This is a genomic window from Moorena sp. SIOASIH, assembly GCF_010671925.1.
In the GTDB taxonomy this organism is placed as follows: domain Bacteria; phylum Cyanobacteriota; class Cyanobacteriia; order Cyanobacteriales; family Coleofasciculaceae; genus Moorena.
The window spans coordinates 1412822-1431868 of the sequence record NZ_JAAHIH010000001.1; the positions used below are offsets into that span (position 1 = coordinate 1412822).

The window sequence follows — 19047 nt, forward strand, 5'->3', positions numbered from 1 at the left end:
CTCCCCTGTTCGGAAGCTGCATCGCTAAATACTTAAGCAGATTTTGCCAATAAAGGTTCTACCGTCTCGGATGATTCACCCACCTGCTCTAAAATCTCAATCAATTCCCGTTCAAAGGTCACCAAAGCACGATTGGTTTTGCCACCAATATAAAAGCGATCGCCTTTTTGTAATGCCCAAATCTGAGAGTGGGAGACATAACTCATCAGTACCCCTAACATCAGTAAGCCAAAGCCACTGTAAACAAAGGGAATACCGGGGTCAGCTTTAATTTGTAAGCCAGTGCTGCCGATGACATCTTTAATTTTAAGTATCACCCCATTGACCTTAATCCCCATACCAGAACGAACAGTTGAAACGAGATTACCGGTTCCATCATAGACAAACAGGGTTCCCTGCAAATCCCTGGCTAAAAGGGATACCCCTTCACTTAAATCAGGTTTTGTGGGAACCCAAGTGCCCCAAATCCGCCCCTCACCATTAGTGGGCAGTTGTGCCATGGGAAGCTGGAAAATTGGACTATTATTCAACTGCACCTGAATTCCAGCAATCCCCCAATCCGTTTGGTAAAAGGTGACACCTCGATATCTTAGGGGCTTATTCACATAAATAGTCTCTTGGTCAACGTCTTCACCTTGACTATCCAAAACTGACAGATTGGAGTAAAATTGATCGATATCCCCGGACGGAGTGTAATCAATCCAGAAGCGATTCACCCGCACTGACAAATCTTTGGGGATTTGGGGCCAAGCAAACGGACCGGCATCAATAATGTTTCTAACTTGGAATGTATTGCCACTGGTAACCATTTCTTGAGCGGTAAATCCTGTCATTGACCCCCAAATTGACCCTCCCAGGATAATCAACATACTGGCATGTACTACAATTGGACCAATCCGTCCGATAATTCCTTTACGGGCGTAGATAGTATCCCCCTCTTGGAATACCTTGTAACGCCGCTTCTCTAACAAATCAGTCAGGGAAGTAAAAGACCCCTTGTCCAACTCTACACTCAAGGCAAGTTTCCCAAACTGGCGGGGTTCTTTATAAAATTTCCAATTCCGGGCTGCTTTTAAAGCCGGAAATTGACGAGTGAAGGTACAAGCGGTCAGACTACTACCGAATAACACTAATAAGGACAAAAACCACCAAGTCCGGTAGACATGATCTAACCCTAGGAGCAACAACACCTTCCAGCTGAGGAAACCAAACAACGCTGGGTCTTCAGGATAATTGGCTTGGTAAAACGCCAGAGATTCCCCCTGTTCAATCACTGTACCGCTGATGCTAAATAATGCGATCGCAAGCAGCAAGATAATCGCTAACCGTAAGTTAGCCAGCACTGATACTAACCGACGCCACAACCTACTGCTACTAGTCAATGATGAGTTTTCTGATGAGTTTTCTGATGAGTTTTCTGATGAGTTTTCTAAAGTCATATCCAGTATTATTTATTTATTTATTTATTTATTAATAAGATGAGCATATCTTGGAATTGAATATCAGTCAGTATTCAGCGGTCAGCGGTCAGCGGTCAGCTTAAAATAAACCCAGCGTAGCGTGCGCCGTTCCCGTAGCGTGCGTAAACGATAGAATTTAATAGTTCGAGATTAATGATAATTGAAAGTCTTCAGAAAAGTCTATTGCGCATAAGCTGATACGCGACACGCTGATACGCGACACGCTGATACGCGACACGCTGATAGCTTAGGACGCACTAAGTACTCAGTCAAAAAATTCCCACAGGAATCCGAGACAACAACGAAAACACACCAAATGCCACCAATAGCGCACCACTTACTGGTGTAATCCAAGCCGACCACTGTCGCAATTCTAATAATCGTTTAATTGAAGCAGTAAAGGTACCTGCCAAGATCAAGGGTGCCACATAACCAGCTGTGTAAGACAACAGCAAGGCACCACCTAAGACTAAATCTTTAGTTGAGACAACCCAAGCCAGTAACGTTGCTAATACGGGTGTACTGCAAGGAGAAGCGACTAAACCGAAGGTCAAACCAATGAGATAAGAGCGTAACCCTTTCGGCCATTCCTGGGAAATCCAATCCATACCACCCCAACTTGGAAACTGTAGCGGTAGTGCTTCTAGTAAATTCAACCCCATAATAATGGCGATTAGGCTCACAATAATCGGTAAGCCAACACCGATTTGACCATAGACTCGCCCGATAGATGCTGCGATAATTCCTAATCCAGCTAAGGTTGTGGCTAAGCCTAAGGCAAACCATACCGATTGGGTAGCAGCTTGCAGCCGTCCTTGATTTTCATAACCACCGATGTAGCCCATCGTGATGGGTAGCATTGATAGCATACAGGGGGTTAGGCTAGTCAGCAACCCAGCAGCAAAGATGATGGCGATGCTGACTAGGCTCAGGTGAGTCAGTTGGCTGTCAACCAGGTTATTAGCGAATTGTTGGAGTTGATAGAGTTGAGTCGATAATGTGTCAAGCATAGGGAATCTAAACACCCAGTTTGGTTGAATTGTAGCGTATTTAACCCCTCAAGTACGGTGAGCAAATGCCAGGGATATATACCAACAAGCTTGAATCAGCATCGTTTGCCAACCCTACCCTAAGACTAATATCAAGTCCGGTTGAATACCCATAATAAAAGTTTGGGGAGGGTGGGGAGATGGGGAGATGGGGAGATGGGGAGATGGGGGATATTTTATTAAGGGTAATTATCCGGAAATCATATAAGTTTCTATCGCCAGTGCGATCGCGTTATCAGGGGTAGGTTGCTGAATCTCAGGTTCCCTGAGGAACCTGCCTCAATCCCCAGCACGAGGATTGCTCACGCCGGGGGAGTTGTCAAAAATAACTATTCCTGTACTGTTACAGATGTTCCCAAAGCCACTCTGTTATACAAAGCTTTGACATCATCATTACGCATCCGGATGCAACCGTGAGACACTGCTTGTCCCACAAGTTCCTCAGCATTGGTACCATGAAACCCGATGTAGTTTGTTCCATCACTCCAAAATGCCATCCACCTTGGACCAAGAGGGTTTTCTGGTCCTGGAGCAACAACTTCACCAGTTATAGGATGCTGCCAAACTGGATTTTGAACCATCTGTGTCACTTGGAAATTGCCTGTAGGGGTTTCCCAACCAGGCTGACCGATGGCAACTGGATAACTGGCTTCGAGTTTATCTCCTCGATAAACATAAACACGACGCTCACTTAGTTTAATCACTAAACGAGGGGTATTATTAAAGAAATCTTCCTCTTGCCGCAGATAGTGATTGACTTCTTCGAGAGGAGACAATTCTGGTGTTTCAACCCTTGGCAGAAAGCTTTCATAGGGAATTTCTTTCCAGTTAGAGAAACTAGTATTGGTTAGATCAGCGGCGGCGGTGGCTACCTCTGCGTATAATAACGGGATAGCTACACTTAAGCCACACACAATTAAGCGTTGGGTGGAAAGTTTTCCGTTCACGATTTCCTCTTAGCTAGTCGATATTTTATGTGCATATTTTAATTGATCATGTTTTGTTCACTATTGACCACTGACGGTTAACGGTTGACTGTTCTACAGCTGCAGGGCTTTGATCTAAACAGACATGATCTAAACAGACATGATCTAAACAGACATAATCTAAACAGACATAGCTATCGGACTTTATCCTTTAGGCGTTGCTGAACTAAGGAACGGACTCAAACATAGTTGGGTCAGTTATAGCGTTTGTGAAACTTATGAGGTACATTCAATTTAGTTACCCCTACTCCCTATTCCCTACTCCCTAAAACGAAGATAGATGTCACACTGATTGCTTAATGTTAAGTTGTGACAGCTCACTGGGGGCTAATGCGCCTTTTTCAGTAATAATGGCAGTAATTAACTCCGCCGGAGTCACATCAAAAGCTGGGTTATAAAATTCCACTTTAGGAGGACAAATCACTGTTTCCCCAATCTGATAAATTTCTGAGGGGTGACGTTCTTCAATGGGAATCTCTTGGCCAGTAGATAGCTGAAAATCAATGGTTGAGATCGGAGCAGCCACAAAGAACGGTATCTGATGAGCTTGAGCAATCAGGGCTAAACTATAGGTACCAATTTTGTTAGCCGTATCCCCATTGGCAGCAATGCGATCAGCTCCCACTACAACCGCATCAATGAGCCCTTCTTTCATACAATGGGCGGCCATGCTATCGGTAATTAAAGTAACGGGAATACCTTCTTCGACGCATTCCCAGGTGGTTAACCTAGCACCTTGCAACCGGGGGCGGGTTTCGTCAGCATATAATCTGGCTAATCGCCCCTCCCGCCACGCTGAACGCACCACTCCCAAGGCAGTACCATACCCAGCTGTTGCCAACGCTCCTGCATTACAATGGGTCAGAAGACACAGTTTGTCGGGGGTTTTCGGTAAGACCTCTAATCCGCGATCGCCTATAGCTTGACAGGTTTGCAAATCCTCCAGCTGAATTTGTTTAGCTGTTTCAAGTAAGGAAGCTTTAATCTCTTCTACTGTCCCTATAGTTTCATAGGCATTTTTAAGCATCCGCATGATTGCCCAAAACAAATTCACGGCTGTAGGACGAGTTTGCCGCAACTGCTGCGCTACAAATTCAAGCTGTTCAAGGAAAGCCTTACGTTCTTTAGTTTTAATCTCTCTTGCGCCAAGGTAAATGCCATAAGCCGCTGCTATCCCAATAGCTGGTGCTCCCCGAACAATCATAGTTTTAATCGCCTCAACCATATCTTCACAGCGGCTGATTTCTACAATGGCATATTTGCTGGGTAAGCTGTTTTGGTCAATAAGGATAACTCGGTCGTTTTCCCAAACAACGGGATACACTTGGTATGTGGATGAGTTCATCGAAAATCGGTATATTTTTAATTGTTAATTGTTAATTGTTAATTGCTATTTTGTTAACAGTTAACGGTTAACAGTTAACTGTTAACTGTCAACTGTCAACTGTTAACATTGATAAATTAACTAACAGCAGATGGCTGTCTATTAAAGAATGCTTCCCTGATCTGTTCAGCAATTTGAGAGCCAGTCAGCCCCAAATCAGCTTTTGATTCATCGGGCTTGGCATGATCCACTAATTGATCCGGTACACCAAAGCGCTTGAGGGGAACTAATATATCATTATCCATCAGTGCTTCTGCCACCGCTGAACCAAACCCACCCATTAAGCACCCTTCTTCTAGGGTAACTACACGACCAATTTTCTGAGCCAAGGGGAAGATTAATTCTGTATCCAGGGGCTTGACAAAACGGGCATTAATCACCGTTGTTTCAATACCATGCTCGCTAAGAATTTCAGCGGCTTGCATGGCGGTGTAAACCATAGTGCCGTACCCTACCATTAACAGGTCGTCACCATTACGCAATATTTCTCCTTTACCAATGGGTAGGGGTTCCCAACCATCTTCCATCAGGGGAACGCCATAACCACTACCCCGAGGATAGCGCATGGCAATCGGACCATCGGTGTGGTTTACTCCTGTAACTACCATACGTTGCAGTTCAGCTTCGTCTTTGGGAGCCATAATTACCATATTGGGAATGCATCGCAAATAGGCGATATCATACATCCCTTGGTGAGTAGGGCCATCAGCACCCACAATTCCCGCACGGTCGAGGCAGAAAAAGACCGGTAGGTTTTGGATACAAACGTCGTGAATGATTTGGTCGTAAGCCCGTTGTAAGAAGGTGGAGTAAATAGCTGCAACTGGTCGCATTCCTTCACAGGCTAGGCCAGCCGCTAGGGTGACGGCGTGTTGTTCCGCAATCCCGACATCAATGTATTGGTTAGGGAGTTTTTCTTGCAATTTATTCAACCCTGTCCCAGTAGCCATAGCTGCCGTGATGCCAATGATTTTGGGATTATTCTGAGCTAGTGTGACCAGGGTGTGGGCAAACACTTTGGAATAGCCGGGGGGTTTGGGTTTTTTAGCTGGAAGGGCTTTACCGGTAGCTAGGTTGAAGGGACTTTGGGCATGGTAACCCACTTTGTCCGCTTCTGCGATCGCATACCCCTTGCCCTTCGTAGTTGCCACATGCACCAGCACTGGTCCATCTAGCTTGTGGGCGTTTGTAAAGGTGGAAATTAACTCCTCTAGATTGTGACCATCCACCGGTCCGATGTAAGTAAAGCCCAGTTCTTCAAATACTGCTCCGACCTTAGGTACGGCTAAACGCTTCATCCCTTCCTTAAGCCGTTGCAAGTCTGGGGATAAAGACTCACCGACAAAGGGGAGATTTTTGAATTGTTCCTCTAAATTGTCAGTAATAAACTGCATCGGCTCAGAAAGCCGCACTTTGTTGAGGTAACGAGGAATAGCCCCCACATTGGGGGAGATGGACATCTCATTATCATTGAGCACCACCAGCAGTTTAGTATGGGGTAAATGTCCTGCATGATTGATGGCTTCCAAGGCCATGCCACCGGTCAGAGCACCATCACCAATAACTGCTGCCACTTTGAAGTTTTGCCCTTTGCGGTCTCGGGCGAGGGCCATACCCAAAGCAGAAGAAATACTGGTGGACGCATGACCCGCTCCAAAGTGATCAAACTTATTCTCGCAGCGCTTTAGATAACCAGCAATACCATCTTTCTGCCGTAGGGTATGGAATCGGTTATAGCGCCCCGTGAGCATTTTGTGGGGATAAGCTTGGTGTCCAACGTCCCAGACTACCTTATCATAGTCAAGGTCAAGTGTTTGATACAGAGCTAGGGTTAATTCTACCACTCCCAAGCCTGGCCCTAAGTGACCACCACTAGTAGCTATGGTTTGGAGATGTTTCTCGCGAATTTGACGGGCAATTTCCTCTAGTTGACGAATCGATAGACCGTGCAACTGATTTGGATGAGTAATTTCACTGAGATGCATACCGTCTCTTTGAATTGCTACTGGATTGTGTTAATGTTTATCTTTCGACTCCCTAAAAGTATCCAATAATTTGGCGCTTCGAGGGTTATATGGAAGCTAAAGATTACCTGAAAAATGGCATTTCTGGTCAACTTTCCATTGTAAATTTTCCTTGCGACCAGCAGCCGATCACCATTGCTCCCGATACTCCAGTAACGGAAGCGATCGCTACGATGAATCAAACTGGAAGGAGTTATGTGCTGGTAGTACAGCAGCAGCAATTGGTAGGCATTTTTACAGAACGGGATGTGGTCAAAGTAGCATCAGCCGGAATGGTCAACTCAGGGGTTTCCATTGCTGATGTGATGACTCTTGAGTTAATTACCTTGCCCATCATACCGACACCGGACATTTTCTTGGTAGAGTCCCAATTACGTCAACACGAGATTCGTCACCTACCCCTAGTGGATGAGCAAGGTCAAGTAGTACGTGTGGTGACCCCCCACACCATGGCAGCAATCCTCTCTGCTATCGTGACTAAGGTGGAAGACTTACAGCAACAGTTGACTCAAAAAGAAGGGGAATTAGTGGCAGCTAATCAGCGATGGCAGCAGGAAGTTGCTGTCAATCAGCAGTTTGAGGAGGAATTGGGGGAAAATGAACATGCCTGGCAGTTGAGTCAAGAACGCCTTGAGAGTATTCTGGCTGACCTAGAAGCAGTGGTATGGTCTTTTGACCCTTCCATTGACAAACTGCTTTATCTTAACAGTGCTACCGAGCAAGTCTATGGTCGCAGTATCACTGAGTTCTTCGGAAACTTACGCCTGTGGGAATCAGTGGTTCACCCAGAGGATCTCGAAACCTATCAACTGGCCGACCAAACCATGCTGTCAACTGGTGCCAAAGATATTGACTACAGAATTTTGCGACCGGATGGAGCTGTGAGTTGGATTCGCCATCGCGCTCACCTCCTCAAAGATGCTAATCACACTCCAATTCGGATCTATAACATAGCCATCGACATCACACAGTTCAAACAGGTCGAGGAAAACCTCAAAGCTACCCTAGTTGAGAAAGAGGTGCTGCTCCAAGAAATTCACCATCGGGTCAAAAACAACTTACAAATTGTTTCTGGCTTGCTACACTTGCAATCCCAGACAATAGATGAACCCCAAACCCGATTACACCTGTCGGAAGCTCGCCATCGCCTTGAAGCCATGGCTCTCATTCACAAGAAACTTTATGGTGCCTCAGTGATAGGCAACGTGGATGTAGTCGATTATATCCAGAACCTAGCGGTGAACTTACTGGTAGCTTATCAAGTAACTAGCGATAGGATTCAGTTGAACACCACTATTGAACCCATTCCGCTCAGTATTGATCAGGCAATTCCTTGCGGTCTAATCATCAATGAACTGGTATCCAATTCCCTGAAGTACGGGTTTCCCAATGGACGCTCTGGTGAGATTTACATTCAATTGCACCGTAGGGGGGACGGTGACGTTGAATTGATTGTCCGAGATAATGGGGTTGGTTTACCAGAAGACTTAGATTGGCGTAATACCCAGTCTTTAGGATTATCGTTAGTTTATGACCTGGCAACGGAGCAATTAGACGGGAGTATATTTCTCGACCATAGCGAGGGCACAGCTTTCCGAATAGTATTCTCAACAGCAACAATTGTATAGGCAATAGGACAACAATCGTGGTGACCAGGGTATTAGTTGTAGAAGACGAAGTTATTGTTGCTAAGACAATTGCTAGCCAGCTTAAGCAACTGGGGTATATGGTATCAGCTACCGCTTCATCTGGCTCTCAAGCCATTACCAAAGCCGCTCAAACTAAGCCTGACTTAGTGCTGATGGACATTTTCCTCAAAGGCAAGATGGATGGTATTACTGCTGCTAGGCAAATCCGTGAACATTTACGTATTCCTATCGTCTATTTAACTGCCTATGCGGATGAAGATACCTTGCAACGGGCTAAGGTTACCCAACCCTTTGGCTATGTGACCAAACCGTTTAACGAGAGAGACTTGCGAGTTGCTATTGAAATGGCTCTTCAGCAATACCAGATGGAGCAGTCGTTGCAGAGCAGCCAAGCTCAGTTGTCATCCATTTTAAACTCTATCGATGATGCAGTTATTGCTACCACGACCCAAGGTACCATTACTTTTATGAATGCTTCCGCTGAAGCTCTGACTGGCTGGAACCAATCCGAGGTATGGGGGCGAGATGTGACCTCAGTGTTCCCAATTGTTAATGATCTGACTGGTAATCTAGTCAAGTATCCCCTAGATAAAGTAATCAAGACCGGACAAGTTGTCTATCTGGGCGAGCATAACTCTTTGATTACAAAGGATGGTGGTCGAATTGCCGTTGGTAATAGTGCTTCACCCCTAAAAGACCAACTGGGAAACGTGAATGGAGTAGTGCTCGCGTTTTGGGATATCAGCGAGGATCCTCAGACAGAAATGTTAGAGCAGGTGTTGGCAAAAGAGCAAGAAATCCAAGATTTCCGCTCCCAGTTCGTCTCCACCGTTTGCCACGAATTCCGTAATCCCCTCAGTGTGATCCTAACTGCCGCTGAATTACTCAAGCGCTATGGTAATCTGGCCACTCAGGAGCAAAAGCAGCGTTATCTAAAACGAATTACTATTTCAGTAGAGCGCATGACTGAGTTGATGGAAGAGGTGTTGCTAATCGGTCAAGCTGAAGTAGGTCGGCTAGAATTTATTCCAACTCCCATGAACTTGGAGCAATTCTGCCAGGATTTAATTGCAGAACTATGCCTAGATGAAGCCAGCCGCAACCGGATTGTTTTTACCTCTGACAGGGTCTATACAGAAGTCTGTATGGATGATAAGCTTATACATTACATTATCACTAATCTGCTTACCAATGCTCTGAAGTATTCTCCTTCTGATGAAATCGTGACCTTTCACCTAACCTGTGATCTGAAACAGCAGTTGGTTGTGTTCCGGATCCAGGATAAAGGAATTGGGATTGCTGAAGCAGACCAAAAGAAAATTTTCGATTCCTTTTATCGAGCCAAAAATGTGGGGACAATTCAAGGGACTGGTCTGGGACTATCGATTGTGAAACGCTGTGTGGAACAGCATCAGGGAGAGATTGAAGTGACTAGTCAATTGGGCGTTGGTACAACATTTACGATTAAAATTCCCATAGTAAGTAATGGGGAAGTTAGACTTGTGAATTCAGACGTCACAAGTGCTGATTGGCAATGGCTCGGGAGTAGTCACAATTAGCAATTACCTTTGTAGCGATTTAGTTCGGGTGTGTTGAAAACCAAGAGTAGTTTTAAAAAAGCTAAAATTTCTGGAGCTTAATACCAAGGACAAATGACAAAGGACAAATGATAAAAAAACCAGGGTTAAAACTTGTTATTACTGCGGCGATCGCATTTTTTTTATTCACCTTAATTTTTACTCTACATCGACACTATACTTTTTATTCTTCTTACGACCAAGGAATTTTTAATCAAGTCTTCTGGAATGGCAGTCACGGTCGTGTCTTTCAGAGTACTCTTTCATCCCAGCTGTCTACTAATGTAGTTCATAATGGGGAAGTTCCAGATGTCTATTACCACCGATTAGGGCAACACTTTACTCCCGCGCTGTTACTTTGGTTACCGTTATATGCTTTGTTTCCATTTCCCGCTACCCTAACGGTTTTGCAGCTAACGTTGGTAACAGCTGCTGGTGTAGTTTTGTATATCCTGGCCAGACAGTATCTGCAACCGATGTTAGCAGCAATGATTACGGTTAGCTTTTACTGTGCTAATGCTATTCTTGGTCCAACTTTAGCCAATTTCCATGACATCTGCCAAATTCCCCTTTTTGTGTTTGGGCTACTGCTAGCTATGGAAAAACGCTGGTGGTGGCTGTTTTGGTTGCTGGCAATTTTGATTTTAGCTGTACGGGAAGATTCCGGGATAGGTTTGTTTGGTGTGGGATTCTATTTAATCGTTAGTCGGCGCTACCCTCGCATTGGTCTGGCAGTTTGTACCCTCAGTTTCGGTTACATACTTGTCTTGACCAATCTAATTATGCCCCTATTTTCGGAAGATATTTCTCAACGGTTCATGATCGAGCGTTTTGGTCAGTACGCTGATGGGGATGAGGCGTCTACCCTGGAGATTATTAAGGGTATGCTGACCAATCCCTGGCGTTTACTAGTAGAACTGTTTACTCCCTTTTTTGGCACTATTCAGTATTTATTAGGTCAATGGTTACCATTAGCATTTATACCAGCTATTGCTCCCGCTTCTTGGTCTATCGCAGCATTTCCTTTGCTAAAACTCCTGTTGGGTAAAGGTCAATCAGTGCTTGCTATTAATATCCGCTATGCTATGACCGTAGTACCTGGGCTATTTTATGGCGCGATACTTTGGTGGTCAGCTCATCCCCAATTTAGTCAAGCTGTGATCTCGGCTAGGTCTAAGTTTCGGCGCTTTTGGATTTTTTGTCTAACCCTTGCGGTAGTGTTGACCATTACCTCTAGCCCAAATCGAACCTTTTATTTCCTGCTTCCGGATTCCTACCAACCCTTCGTCTATGTTCCGTTAACCCAACAGTGGTCTCGTGTGGGGTCGATCCGGTCATTACTGGCTCAGATTCCACCAAATGCTAGTGTCTCAGCTACTACCTATCTAGTGCCTCATCTGTCAGGACGTCGGGAAGTCATCCGCTTAGCCGATTTACAGTTGCGCAATGATAATGGCGAGGTGGTGAATGTGGATTATGCGATCGCAGATTTATGGCGGTTACAACGCTATCAAATTGCCTTTAAGCATGATGGTCAGCGGTTGCGCTCCTTAGTTAACATGATTGACCGGGTCACCAAGACTAACGAGTATGGCATCATTGGTTTTAAAGATGGTGTGATTTTGATGCAAAAAGGAGTAGCATCTAATCCAGAGGCTATGGCAGCATGGCTAAGCTTTAGGCAAAAGTTAGATGTATCAACTACAGGATCAGGACTTACGCATTTGCCCCCTAAATCCCCCAATTCTGGGGAAATTTGACATCATTACCACCCAGAATTGGTGGTATAGGGGGGCGAAATACACTTAACCGCGTAATTACTGAGGATAATAACTGTAATCCCATAGCAAAGGCAACAGGGAATAGGGAACAGGGAACAGGGAGTAGGGAATATGGTATCAAAAATTCTGACAATTCCGATACAGATTGCTAAAGCATCTTCCTGGTTACAGGTCTCCTGGCTATTGAGTGGTTCCGCCATAAACTGATATTTCTTAATAAAGAATATCAATAAGATAAGTTGAATCAATATAAATGCCTAGCACCAGTACTACGTCCTACGCTATTGACTTTGGCACGAGCAATACGGTAATCACTCGCTGGAACCCTGTCACCGAAACGCCAGAAACTATCACGTTACCAGGACTTGCTCTGCAACTTAGTCAAAATCCTCCCTTAATTCCGAGTTTGGTGTATGTCGAAGATGCTGCTCAGGGTAAGGTTATGGTTGGACAGGCAGTACGCGATCGCGGTTTGGATCTCACCAGTGACCCTCGATTCTTCCGCAGCTTCAAACGGGGGATTGGTGCTGAGGTTCAGGGATTTCTGCCAGAACTGGATGGGATCGGGATCACCTTTGAACAAGTTGGGGAATGGTTCCTCAACCACATTATTGAACACCTATCAGCCCTCCAGTCCGAGGCGGGGGATTCTGCCATTGAATCGGTGATTCTGACTGTGCCTGTGGATAGCTTTGAAGCCTACCGCCATTGGCTTAGTGGAATCTGTCAATCGTTGCCAGTGGAACAGGTGAGGATGCTGGATGAACCAACAGCGGCTGCCTTGGGCTATGGTATTGCGGAAGGGGATACTCTGCTAGTCATAGACTTTGGTGGTGGCACTCTCGATTTATCTCTGGTGCAGCTGAATCAGGAGGCTCAAGGGAGTAAAAAACCCCTCGGGTTTATTCTTAAGTGGGGGCAAAAGTCCTTTGGTGAAGGGTCTAGCCAGAAGGTGAAAATTGCCCGTGTGCTGGCGAAAGTGGGACAAAATTTGGGTGGGACAGATATTGATAACTGGCTGGTGGATTATTTTGTGGAAACTCAAGGGTTAATGCGATCGCCTTTGACTACTCGACTAGCAGAACGCCTGAAAATTCAACTGTCTGAGCAGTCTGAGGCTACAGAAGTCTATTTTAATGATGAAACCTTCGAGAGTTACGAACTAAAACTAGACCGCGATACTTTTGAAACTATCCTCAAAGAACACCAGTTTTTTGATAGCCTTGATGATAGGATGACAGAAGTGCTGCAACAAGCAAGACGCAATGGTATAGAAGTACCAGATATAGATGGTGTCTTGTTAGTGGGTGGCACGGTGAAGATCCCAGCGGTTCAGGCATGGGTAAACCAGTATTTCGACTCAAACAAGGTTCGTTGCCAAAAACCCTTTGAAGCGATCGCAACTGGGGCACTTCAGCTCAGCCAAGGTATCGAAGTCCAAGATTTCCTCTACCATAGCTACGGAATTCGCTATTGGGATAGACGGTTAAAGCGTCACAACTGGCACTCAATCATTAGAGAAGGACAACCTTACCCCATGAGTGAGCCAGTAGAACTATTCTTAGGAGCATCGGTAGAGAATCAACCGAGTATAGAGCTAATTTTAGGAGAGTTAGGCTCCCAAACTGGTGGGACAGAGATTTATTTTGAAGGCGATCGCTTGATTACTCGTCAGTTAGGCCAGGGTCAAACTGCTGTGCAACCCCTCAATGACAGGGATGGGGCAAGAAGTGTGGCTAAATTAACACCCCTGGGCAATCCCGGAAGCGATCGCATTAAACTCCAGTTTCAAGTTGATGCTGAACGGTACTTGAGAGTTACTGTAGATGATTTACTTACCAATGAAACGTTATTGGCAAATCAGGTAGTGGCTCAGTTAAGTTAAGATGCACCTGGATATCTCTGTATAAAGTACACCCTATCAGCTCTAATTTAGGGAGAATTGGTTATTTCCACAATCATTTCTCCTTGCTGCAACTGTTCTAAAGCATCAGGCAAAGTAGCGGTTAGTAATTGCCGTAAGTTGCGGTTTGTAACGTTACCACAGGTTAGCCACAAAATTTGAGGAGGTGTTCCCAAACGACATACTAGATCTATGAAGTCGCTATCTTTGGTCATAATTACAGCGTTTTGAGATCGTGCAGCTTCAAAAATCTCGATATCATGAGCATCTCGAAGAGTCAAGTCTCGCAGAGCAAAAGCCTCTAAGCCAAAAGTAGTTGACAGCCAATGTGCTAATGTTGGAGGCAGTTGAGCATCAATCCAAATCTTCATGCTGTCAGTCTGGGGAAATCAGTGCGTCGTGCAGCAAAAAGCAGACAAGCTTGAATATCTGCCAGTTCCAAATCGGGGAAATCTTCTAAAATTTCAGTAACACTAACATTTTCAGCCAACATTTCTAAAATATCGGTAACTCGAATTCGCATCCCTCGAATGCAGGGACGACCACCACACTGACCAGGGGTTTGAGTAATGCGAGCGATCAAGCTAGTTTTTGAATTCATGAGGGTGTCTACAAGTTGCTTTGTTTATCTCTATTTTAGTTGCCGCTATTCCTGAATCAATCGTTTAATTCAGCGATCACATCATCAACTGTACCCCGAAAAACGTTACATTCTTGATAGTCTTGGTGAGCTTGAGTAATATTAACAGCGATTTCTTCTCTTCTTTGTTCAATTTGTCTATGTCTAACAATATTAATTAAATCGTTCTGTTCTTCTAAAGAAAGAGCGTCAATCATTTATAAAATTTGATTGAAGTGACTTGTTTGCATCATTTTTGACTCTCTTAAGCTACGGGCGATCGGATTATGAGTCCGATAAAGTTATTGTAACTCACAATAAAAGATAAAATATTAGGGTAACAAGTGTAAAAATTAAGGGTTTTGGGTGGTGCCTTCCTTAGAGGATATCTGAAAAGTTTTTTGATCCTGAATTTTGCCCCCCTAGCCCCCCAATTCTGGGGGGAACAAGAATCTATTTGCTGGTAAAAGTCCCCCGAGCGAGCAATCCCTCGCTCGGGGGATTTAGGGGGCTTATATGTAGCAAATGAGACTTCTCAGACAACCTCTTATAATCAATCGGGTGAAGCAGCAGATGTTGATTACTTTGAGCGCACCCTACAATACGCTAAGCACTATTGCCTCTTATCTCTTCCCTGTTCCCTGTTCCCTGTTCCCTGTTCCCTGTTCCCTATGATTCTATCAGCAACCAAAACCGGTATCAGTCCAGAAGAATTTATTGCTCAGTATGGAGACGATCAACGCTACGAACTGATTGATGGAGAGTTAATTGAGATAGAAGCAAGTGGCTCCCACGAGCAAGTCGTGGCGTTGATTGGCCGAAAGCTTAACGTAGAAATAGATCGTTTAGATGTACCTTATTTTATTCCACACCGTTGCTTAATTCAGCCCTTGGGAACCTTCAACGCTTTCAGACCAGATTTGGTTGTGCTTGATGAGGGAGAACTAATTAACGAACCACTGTGGGCAAGGGAACCAGTGATTACTCTGGGTACTACTGTAAAACTTGTGGTTGAAGTCGTTAGTACAAATTGGCAGAATGATTATGCTCGTAAGTATGAAGATTACGAAGCTTTGGGGATTCCAGAATACTGGATTGTGGATTATCTCGGTATTGGCGGGAAATACTTTATTGGTAGCCCTAAACAACCGACGGTAACGGTCTGCTGTATGGTAAATGATCAATATCAAAAAGTAATGTTTCGTAGAGGGGATTGTCTCAAATCTTCGCTTTTTCCTAATCTTAAGTTATCTACAGATCAATTATTTATAGGGCTGCGCCCAGGCAAGGGGGAATGATCTCTAGTTTGACCCGGTGGTGCGTTACGGGCCGGGCTGTCTCAACCGATGTCAACAGGGGGAAAATCAAGGGGAGCCCGTCCCTAACACACCCTACGCCACTGTTCCCTGTTCCCTGTTCCCTGTTCCCTGTTCCCTGTTCCCTGTTCCCTAAAATTTGTACATCACCTAATTTAAAACCGCTATAACCTATTTGTAAATTAGATAGCTTCTAGTTTTCCGGAATAACCGGCAAATTCCGTAAATCAGTCTTGATATAACCTCTGTAATAAGAACTCTCCAAATAGGATTTAAATTGCAGCATATCTATCTGGTTGACTTCTAGTGGAACTCCACCAAAATCAATAATGGCTTCTATCGGTACATCCTTAATCAAGCTGTTTTTTACATAACCACTACGCTTACTACTGAATGTACCCAATTTAACTTTTGTAGCTACATATTCTTTCCCTTGCTGAAATAGTCTACTTCTTGCAGAAGCATTGCGATTAGAATATAAACGCAACTGAACATCTTCTTTGGTACTTGTAATTAATATAGCACAACTTATTGATTGAGTACTTGAATTTATATTGGGAGATTTTTGGCAATTTTTAAATTTATAAATAATACCTTTACGTTCAAATAGTTTAGGTTTCTCTGGAGGAGTTATAATGGGTGGATCTGTCGGAGGTTGTGGATTTTTTGGAGAAGTATCAACAGGAGTAGTAAGGGTTGCGATTTTATCATTTAATTCTTGATTTATCTTCTCTAGTTTATCATTTTGTATTTCTCTTTTTTTTAGTTCATATTGGAGATTTTTTAATTGTATATTAATCTCATCATCCTTAGTGATTTTAATTCCTACTAATTCGGGAAACTTTGTCACAAGAAATTTTCGGAGTTTATACCCTCCAAAGGCAAATAATGGTGCTGTAACAATGATTAGGATTAAGGCAAACTTAAAAGAGTTTTGCCATTGTCGCATTTTCGATTCTCTATTCATTTGTTTACAAACCTCATCAATATCATTTTCAAGAAGTAGATGGGATAGTTCTAAGTCCCTTAAAATATCCATCACCGCTTTAATGGTGATTCTTCCTTCCATCTCATCTTTCCGTTTGGAAAGCCGTTGTACTAATCTATCGAATTGCTCTTCGGTTAAGCTATTATTTTTGGTTAATCTTCCTCCCATCTCATCTTTCCGTTTGGAAAGCTGTGCTACTAATCTATCGAATTGCTCTTCGGTTAAGCTATTTTTGATCATCTGCTTTATTGATACTAAATTTAGTTTATTTATAGCTAAGCCTCTTTCCATCCCTCAATCGTAGCCATCAAAATGTTAACTAGGGGATGGTCTATAGCTTCCTTAAATGCTTCTACTCCTCCAGCTTTCAAAGCATTGATTACCTTAGGTTTTAGAATTGGGTTATTCTTTATTTCCTCAGCAGCCGTGGCTACAACTTTTAACTTTTCTATTTCAGTAGTAGTTGGATTATTCTGGGATAATTGCTCCAAAAGTTGCTGGATTTTAGCTGCTGCTTCCGTTAGGTTTTTGTTAGGTGCTTCGTGAATATTTTGGTTAGCAAAACCTTTCTGATGACTACCAGATGCAGCTGTGTCAACATAGCTTCCAATGTTAATATTGGCACCGCGCTGGTCATATTTAGTAGTTTCTTGATCTGCCATTGTTTCAACAATTCCTATTAATTTAGTGTTGTCTTTACGTATAGTTTTTATTTTTTTATTATCAGACTTTGTTTGTTTATATAAACGCTTTATTTCTCTATCTTTAGCTTCTAAAGTTGGCTTGTATTTTGCCCAAAATTTTCGCTCGTATTCCGCTTCATCAACCTTTTCAGGGACTTTGACACGAATAACAAAAGCACCGTCACCTTTATTTTCGATTGTCTCTATGACTTCTAGATCCTCTGTATAGCTTTCCACTCGAAGCTCCTGAAAAGTTTTCAGAAAAGTCTGCCAGTCGATACCATCTTTAAAAATTAAATCGACAGTATTAGGAATTTTCTGAGCTAATTTAGCAAATTCCCCTGGTTCAAAATTTCTCTCTTGGTCAGCAGGACGACGTTGAGGGTCTCGATTATTTTGAGTGGGTAGTTTCATGAAAATATAATCGCATTGAATTTTGATGAGTTTAGTAGTATTGCTTATTCCCCAATCTTCTATATATGCTCCTGTTAAGGTGGCTCCGGTTAAATCTGCTCCTTCTAGTAACGTTTGAACTAACTTAGCTCTCGATAACTTAGCATTTTCTAAGTTAGCTCGGTTTAAGTCTGTTCCAATGAAGCTAGCATCTTGTAGATTAGCTCCCTTTAAATTAATACCTCTTAAGTCAAGGCGATCAAAGTTTTGATTTTGTCCCTCTCCAGTTATGAGTAATTGTCTAACGTTCTTATTTTGAAGGTAGCTTGTTCCTAGTCTAGCTTGGTCAAGCTTAGTAGTATTTTGCCAACAACTACGAGTGAGAGTAGCTTTTGTTAAATCTGTACTGTTGAGGATAGCTCCCGTAAAATCGGCATCGGTTAGGTTAGCTTCGTAAAAACTGGTTCCTGCTGTAGCAACAAAACCAATCACAAGATTACGAATCCAAGCATTCTTGGGATCGTCCTTTAGAGCACGCCAGCCCAAGTACATGGTAAGTAAAACGAAGGCTAAAGCTAAGGCTAAGGCTAAGGCTTCAGCTATGTCGAATGCTACAGCTGCAGCTTCCGCTCCAGCTACGGCTACTGCTTCGGCTACGGCTACCGCTATGGCTAGGGCTACGGATCCACCTAGAGCTTCGGCCATGGCGAAGGATCCAACTACCGCTACAACTTCGACTACGGCCAAGGTTCCGGCTACAGCGAATGCTACAGCTACACCTCCGGCAAAGGGTACGGCTATAGCTGCGGCTACCGCTACCGCTACGGCTAGGGCTACTGCTCCTTTGATATTTTGACGAATGATAACAGCAAATAAGACAACTATTACAATCAAAGCTATCCAGCTGTAAACTTGCTCTGCTACGCCGCTAGAGCGAACTATTAATACTACTAACGCCCCACCAAAGAAGGAGCACATTCCCGATAGTCCTGATGTGATCCATGAAAGCAACAGAAGAACAATTACCAATCGTCTTTGTAATCCTGCCTTCGCTTTACAGAACTTAGTTCCTGTTAAAATAGCATTCTTAAAATTTGCCCCTCTAATATCAGCTTCACTAAAATCTGCTCCTGAAAGGTCTTCCTCCTGAAATGACTGACCTCTAAGATTTGCCCTGCGGAAATCCCTTTCTCCTGCTGCATACTTTTCCAGAACTTCATTAGCTTTCATCAGCC

18 protein-coding genes are annotated in these 19047 nt (G+C 43.7%); 7 read left to right on the top strand and 11 right to left on the bottom strand.

Annotated elements, in window-relative coordinates:
* Positions 1 to 32: 32 nt before the first annotated feature.
* The 5 genes from F6J90_RS06165 to dxs all read right to left on the bottom strand — a co-directional run bounded on the left by F6J90_RS06165 (position 33) and on the right by dxs (position 6864).
* Positions 33 to 1439 (bottom strand): cytochrome c biogenesis protein, encoded by a 1407-nt coding sequence (locus F6J90_RS06165; RefSeq protein ID WP_293091573.1) that lies wholly within the window; start codon positions 1437 to 1439, stop codon positions 33 to 35.
* A 290-nt stretch (positions 1440 to 1729) separates the two neighbouring features.
* Complete coding sequence (locus F6J90_RS06170) at positions 1730 to 2470, bottom strand: cytochrome c biogenesis protein CcdA (RefSeq protein WP_293091574.1); 741 nt, start codon at positions 2468 to 2470, stop codon at positions 1730 to 1732.
* Positions 2471 to 2838: 368 nt separating this feature from the next.
* The gene (locus tag F6J90_RS06175) at positions 2839 to 3456 is read right to left on the bottom strand and encodes a L,D-transpeptidase (protein WP_293091575.1); all 618 of its coding nucleotides are present in this window, start codon (positions 3454 to 3456) and stop codon (positions 2839 to 2841) included.
* Positions 3457 to 3778: 322 nt separating this feature from the next.
* The gene (mtnA, locus tag F6J90_RS06180) at positions 3779 to 4840 is read right to left on the bottom strand and encodes an S-methyl-5-thioribose-1-phosphate isomerase (protein ID WP_293091576.1); all 1062 of its coding nucleotides are present in this window, start codon (positions 4838 to 4840) and stop codon (positions 3779 to 3781) included.
* 116 nt (positions 4841 to 4956) lie between these two features.
* Positions 4957 to 6864 carry a 1-deoxy-D-xylulose-5-phosphate synthase gene (dxs, locus tag F6J90_RS06185; RefSeq protein ID WP_293091577.1) on the bottom strand — a complete coding sequence of 636 codons (1908 nt, stop codon included), beginning with the start codon at positions 6862 to 6864 and terminating at the stop codon, positions 4957 to 4959.
* An 89-nt stretch (positions 6865 to 6953) separates the two neighbouring features.
* Here dxs and F6J90_RS06190 point away from each other — a divergent pair, with 89 nt between their 5' ends.
* From F6J90_RS06190 to F6J90_RS06200, 3 genes are all read left to right on the top strand, one after another.
* A complete protein-coding gene (locus tag F6J90_RS06190) occupies positions 6954 to 8531 on the top strand; it encodes a histidine kinase dimerization/phosphoacceptor domain -containing protein (protein ID WP_293091578.1) in 1578 nt (525 codons plus the stop codon).
* Positions 8532 to 8548: 17 nt separating this feature from the next.
* Positions 8549 to 10111 (top strand): ATP-binding protein, encoded by a 1563-nt coding sequence (locus tag F6J90_RS06195; RefSeq protein ID WP_293091579.1) that lies wholly within the window; start codon positions 8549 to 8551, stop codon positions 10109 to 10111.
* Positions 10112 to 10218: 107 nt separating this feature from the next.
* Entirely contained in the window at positions 10219 to 11889 is a 1671-nt protein-coding gene (locus F6J90_RS06200) for a DUF2079 domain-containing protein (RefSeq protein ID WP_293091580.1), read from the top strand.
* 5 nt (positions 11890 to 11894) lie between these two features.
* On the opposite strand, the gene F6J90_RS06205 is transcribed toward F6J90_RS06200, so the two are convergent.
* Positions 11895 to 12110, bottom strand: coding sequence for a hypothetical protein (locus F6J90_RS06205; RefSeq protein ID WP_293091581.1), 216 nt, complete (start codon positions 12108 to 12110; stop codon positions 11895 to 11897).
* 53 nt (positions 12111 to 12163) lie between these two features.
* On the opposite strand from F6J90_RS06205, the gene F6J90_RS06210 reads away from it, so the two are divergent.
* A complete protein-coding gene (locus tag F6J90_RS06210) occupies positions 12164 to 13795 on the top strand; it encodes an Hsp70 family protein (RefSeq protein ID WP_293091582.1) in 1632 nt (543 codons plus the stop codon).
* Positions 13796 to 13842: 47 nt separating this feature from the next.
* On the opposite strand, the gene F6J90_RS06215 is transcribed toward F6J90_RS06210, so the two are convergent.
* The 3 genes from F6J90_RS06215 to F6J90_RS06225 are packed head-to-tail and all read right to left on the bottom strand — an operon-like array spanning position 13843 to position 14650.
* Positions 13843 to 14184: a DUF5615 family PIN-like protein gene (locus tag F6J90_RS06215; protein WP_293091583.1), complete on the bottom strand. Its 342-nt coding sequence runs from the start codon at positions 14182 to 14184 to the stop codon at positions 13843 to 13845.
* A complete protein-coding gene (locus F6J90_RS06220) occupies positions 14181 to 14414 on the bottom strand; it encodes a DUF433 domain-containing protein (protein ID WP_071107281.1) in 234 nt (77 codons plus the stop codon). The genes F6J90_RS06215 and F6J90_RS06220 overlap by 4 nt, the downstream gene beginning before the upstream one ends.
* Positions 14415 to 14470: 56 nt before the next feature.
* Positions 14471 to 14650: a hypothetical protein gene (locus F6J90_RS06225; RefSeq protein ID WP_293091584.1), complete on the bottom strand. Its 180-nt coding sequence runs from the start codon at positions 14648 to 14650 to the stop codon at positions 14471 to 14473.
* Between the two features lie 307 nt (positions 14651 to 14957).
* Between F6J90_RS06225 and F6J90_RS06230 the strand changes: the two genes are divergently transcribed.
* The 3 genes from F6J90_RS06230 to F6J90_RS06240 are packed head-to-tail and all read left to right on the top strand — an operon-like array spanning position 14958 to position 15884.
* On the top strand, positions 14958 to 15107 hold the full coding sequence (locus tag F6J90_RS06230) for a hypothetical protein (protein WP_293091585.1): 150 nt from the start codon (positions 14958 to 14960) through the stop codon (positions 15105 to 15107).
* Complete coding sequence (locus tag F6J90_RS06235; RefSeq protein ID WP_293091586.1) at positions 15104 to 15730, top strand: Uma2 family endonuclease; 627 nt, start codon at positions 15104 to 15106, stop codon at positions 15728 to 15730. Before F6J90_RS06230 ends, F6J90_RS06235 begins: the two co-directional genes overlap by 4 nt.
* A 19-nt stretch (positions 15731 to 15749) precedes the next feature.
* Complete coding sequence (locus F6J90_RS06240; protein ID WP_293091587.1) at positions 15750 to 15884, top strand: hypothetical protein; 135 nt, start codon at positions 15750 to 15752, stop codon at positions 15882 to 15884.
* Positions 15885 to 15941: 57 nt separating this feature from the next.
* Here the strand turns inward: F6J90_RS06240 and F6J90_RS06245 are convergent, their stop codons facing one another.
* Entirely contained in the window at positions 15942 to 17027 is a 1086-nt protein-coding gene (locus F6J90_RS06245) for a hypothetical protein (RefSeq protein ID WP_293091588.1), read from the bottom strand.
* The gene (locus tag F6J90_RS06250) at positions 17012 to 19042 is read right to left on the bottom strand and encodes a pentapeptide repeat-containing protein (protein WP_293091589.1); all 2031 of its coding nucleotides are present in this window, start codon (positions 19040 to 19042) and stop codon (positions 17012 to 17014) included. Before F6J90_RS06250 ends, F6J90_RS06245 begins: the two co-directional genes overlap by 16 nt.
* Positions 19043 to 19047: the final 5 nt, after the last annotated feature.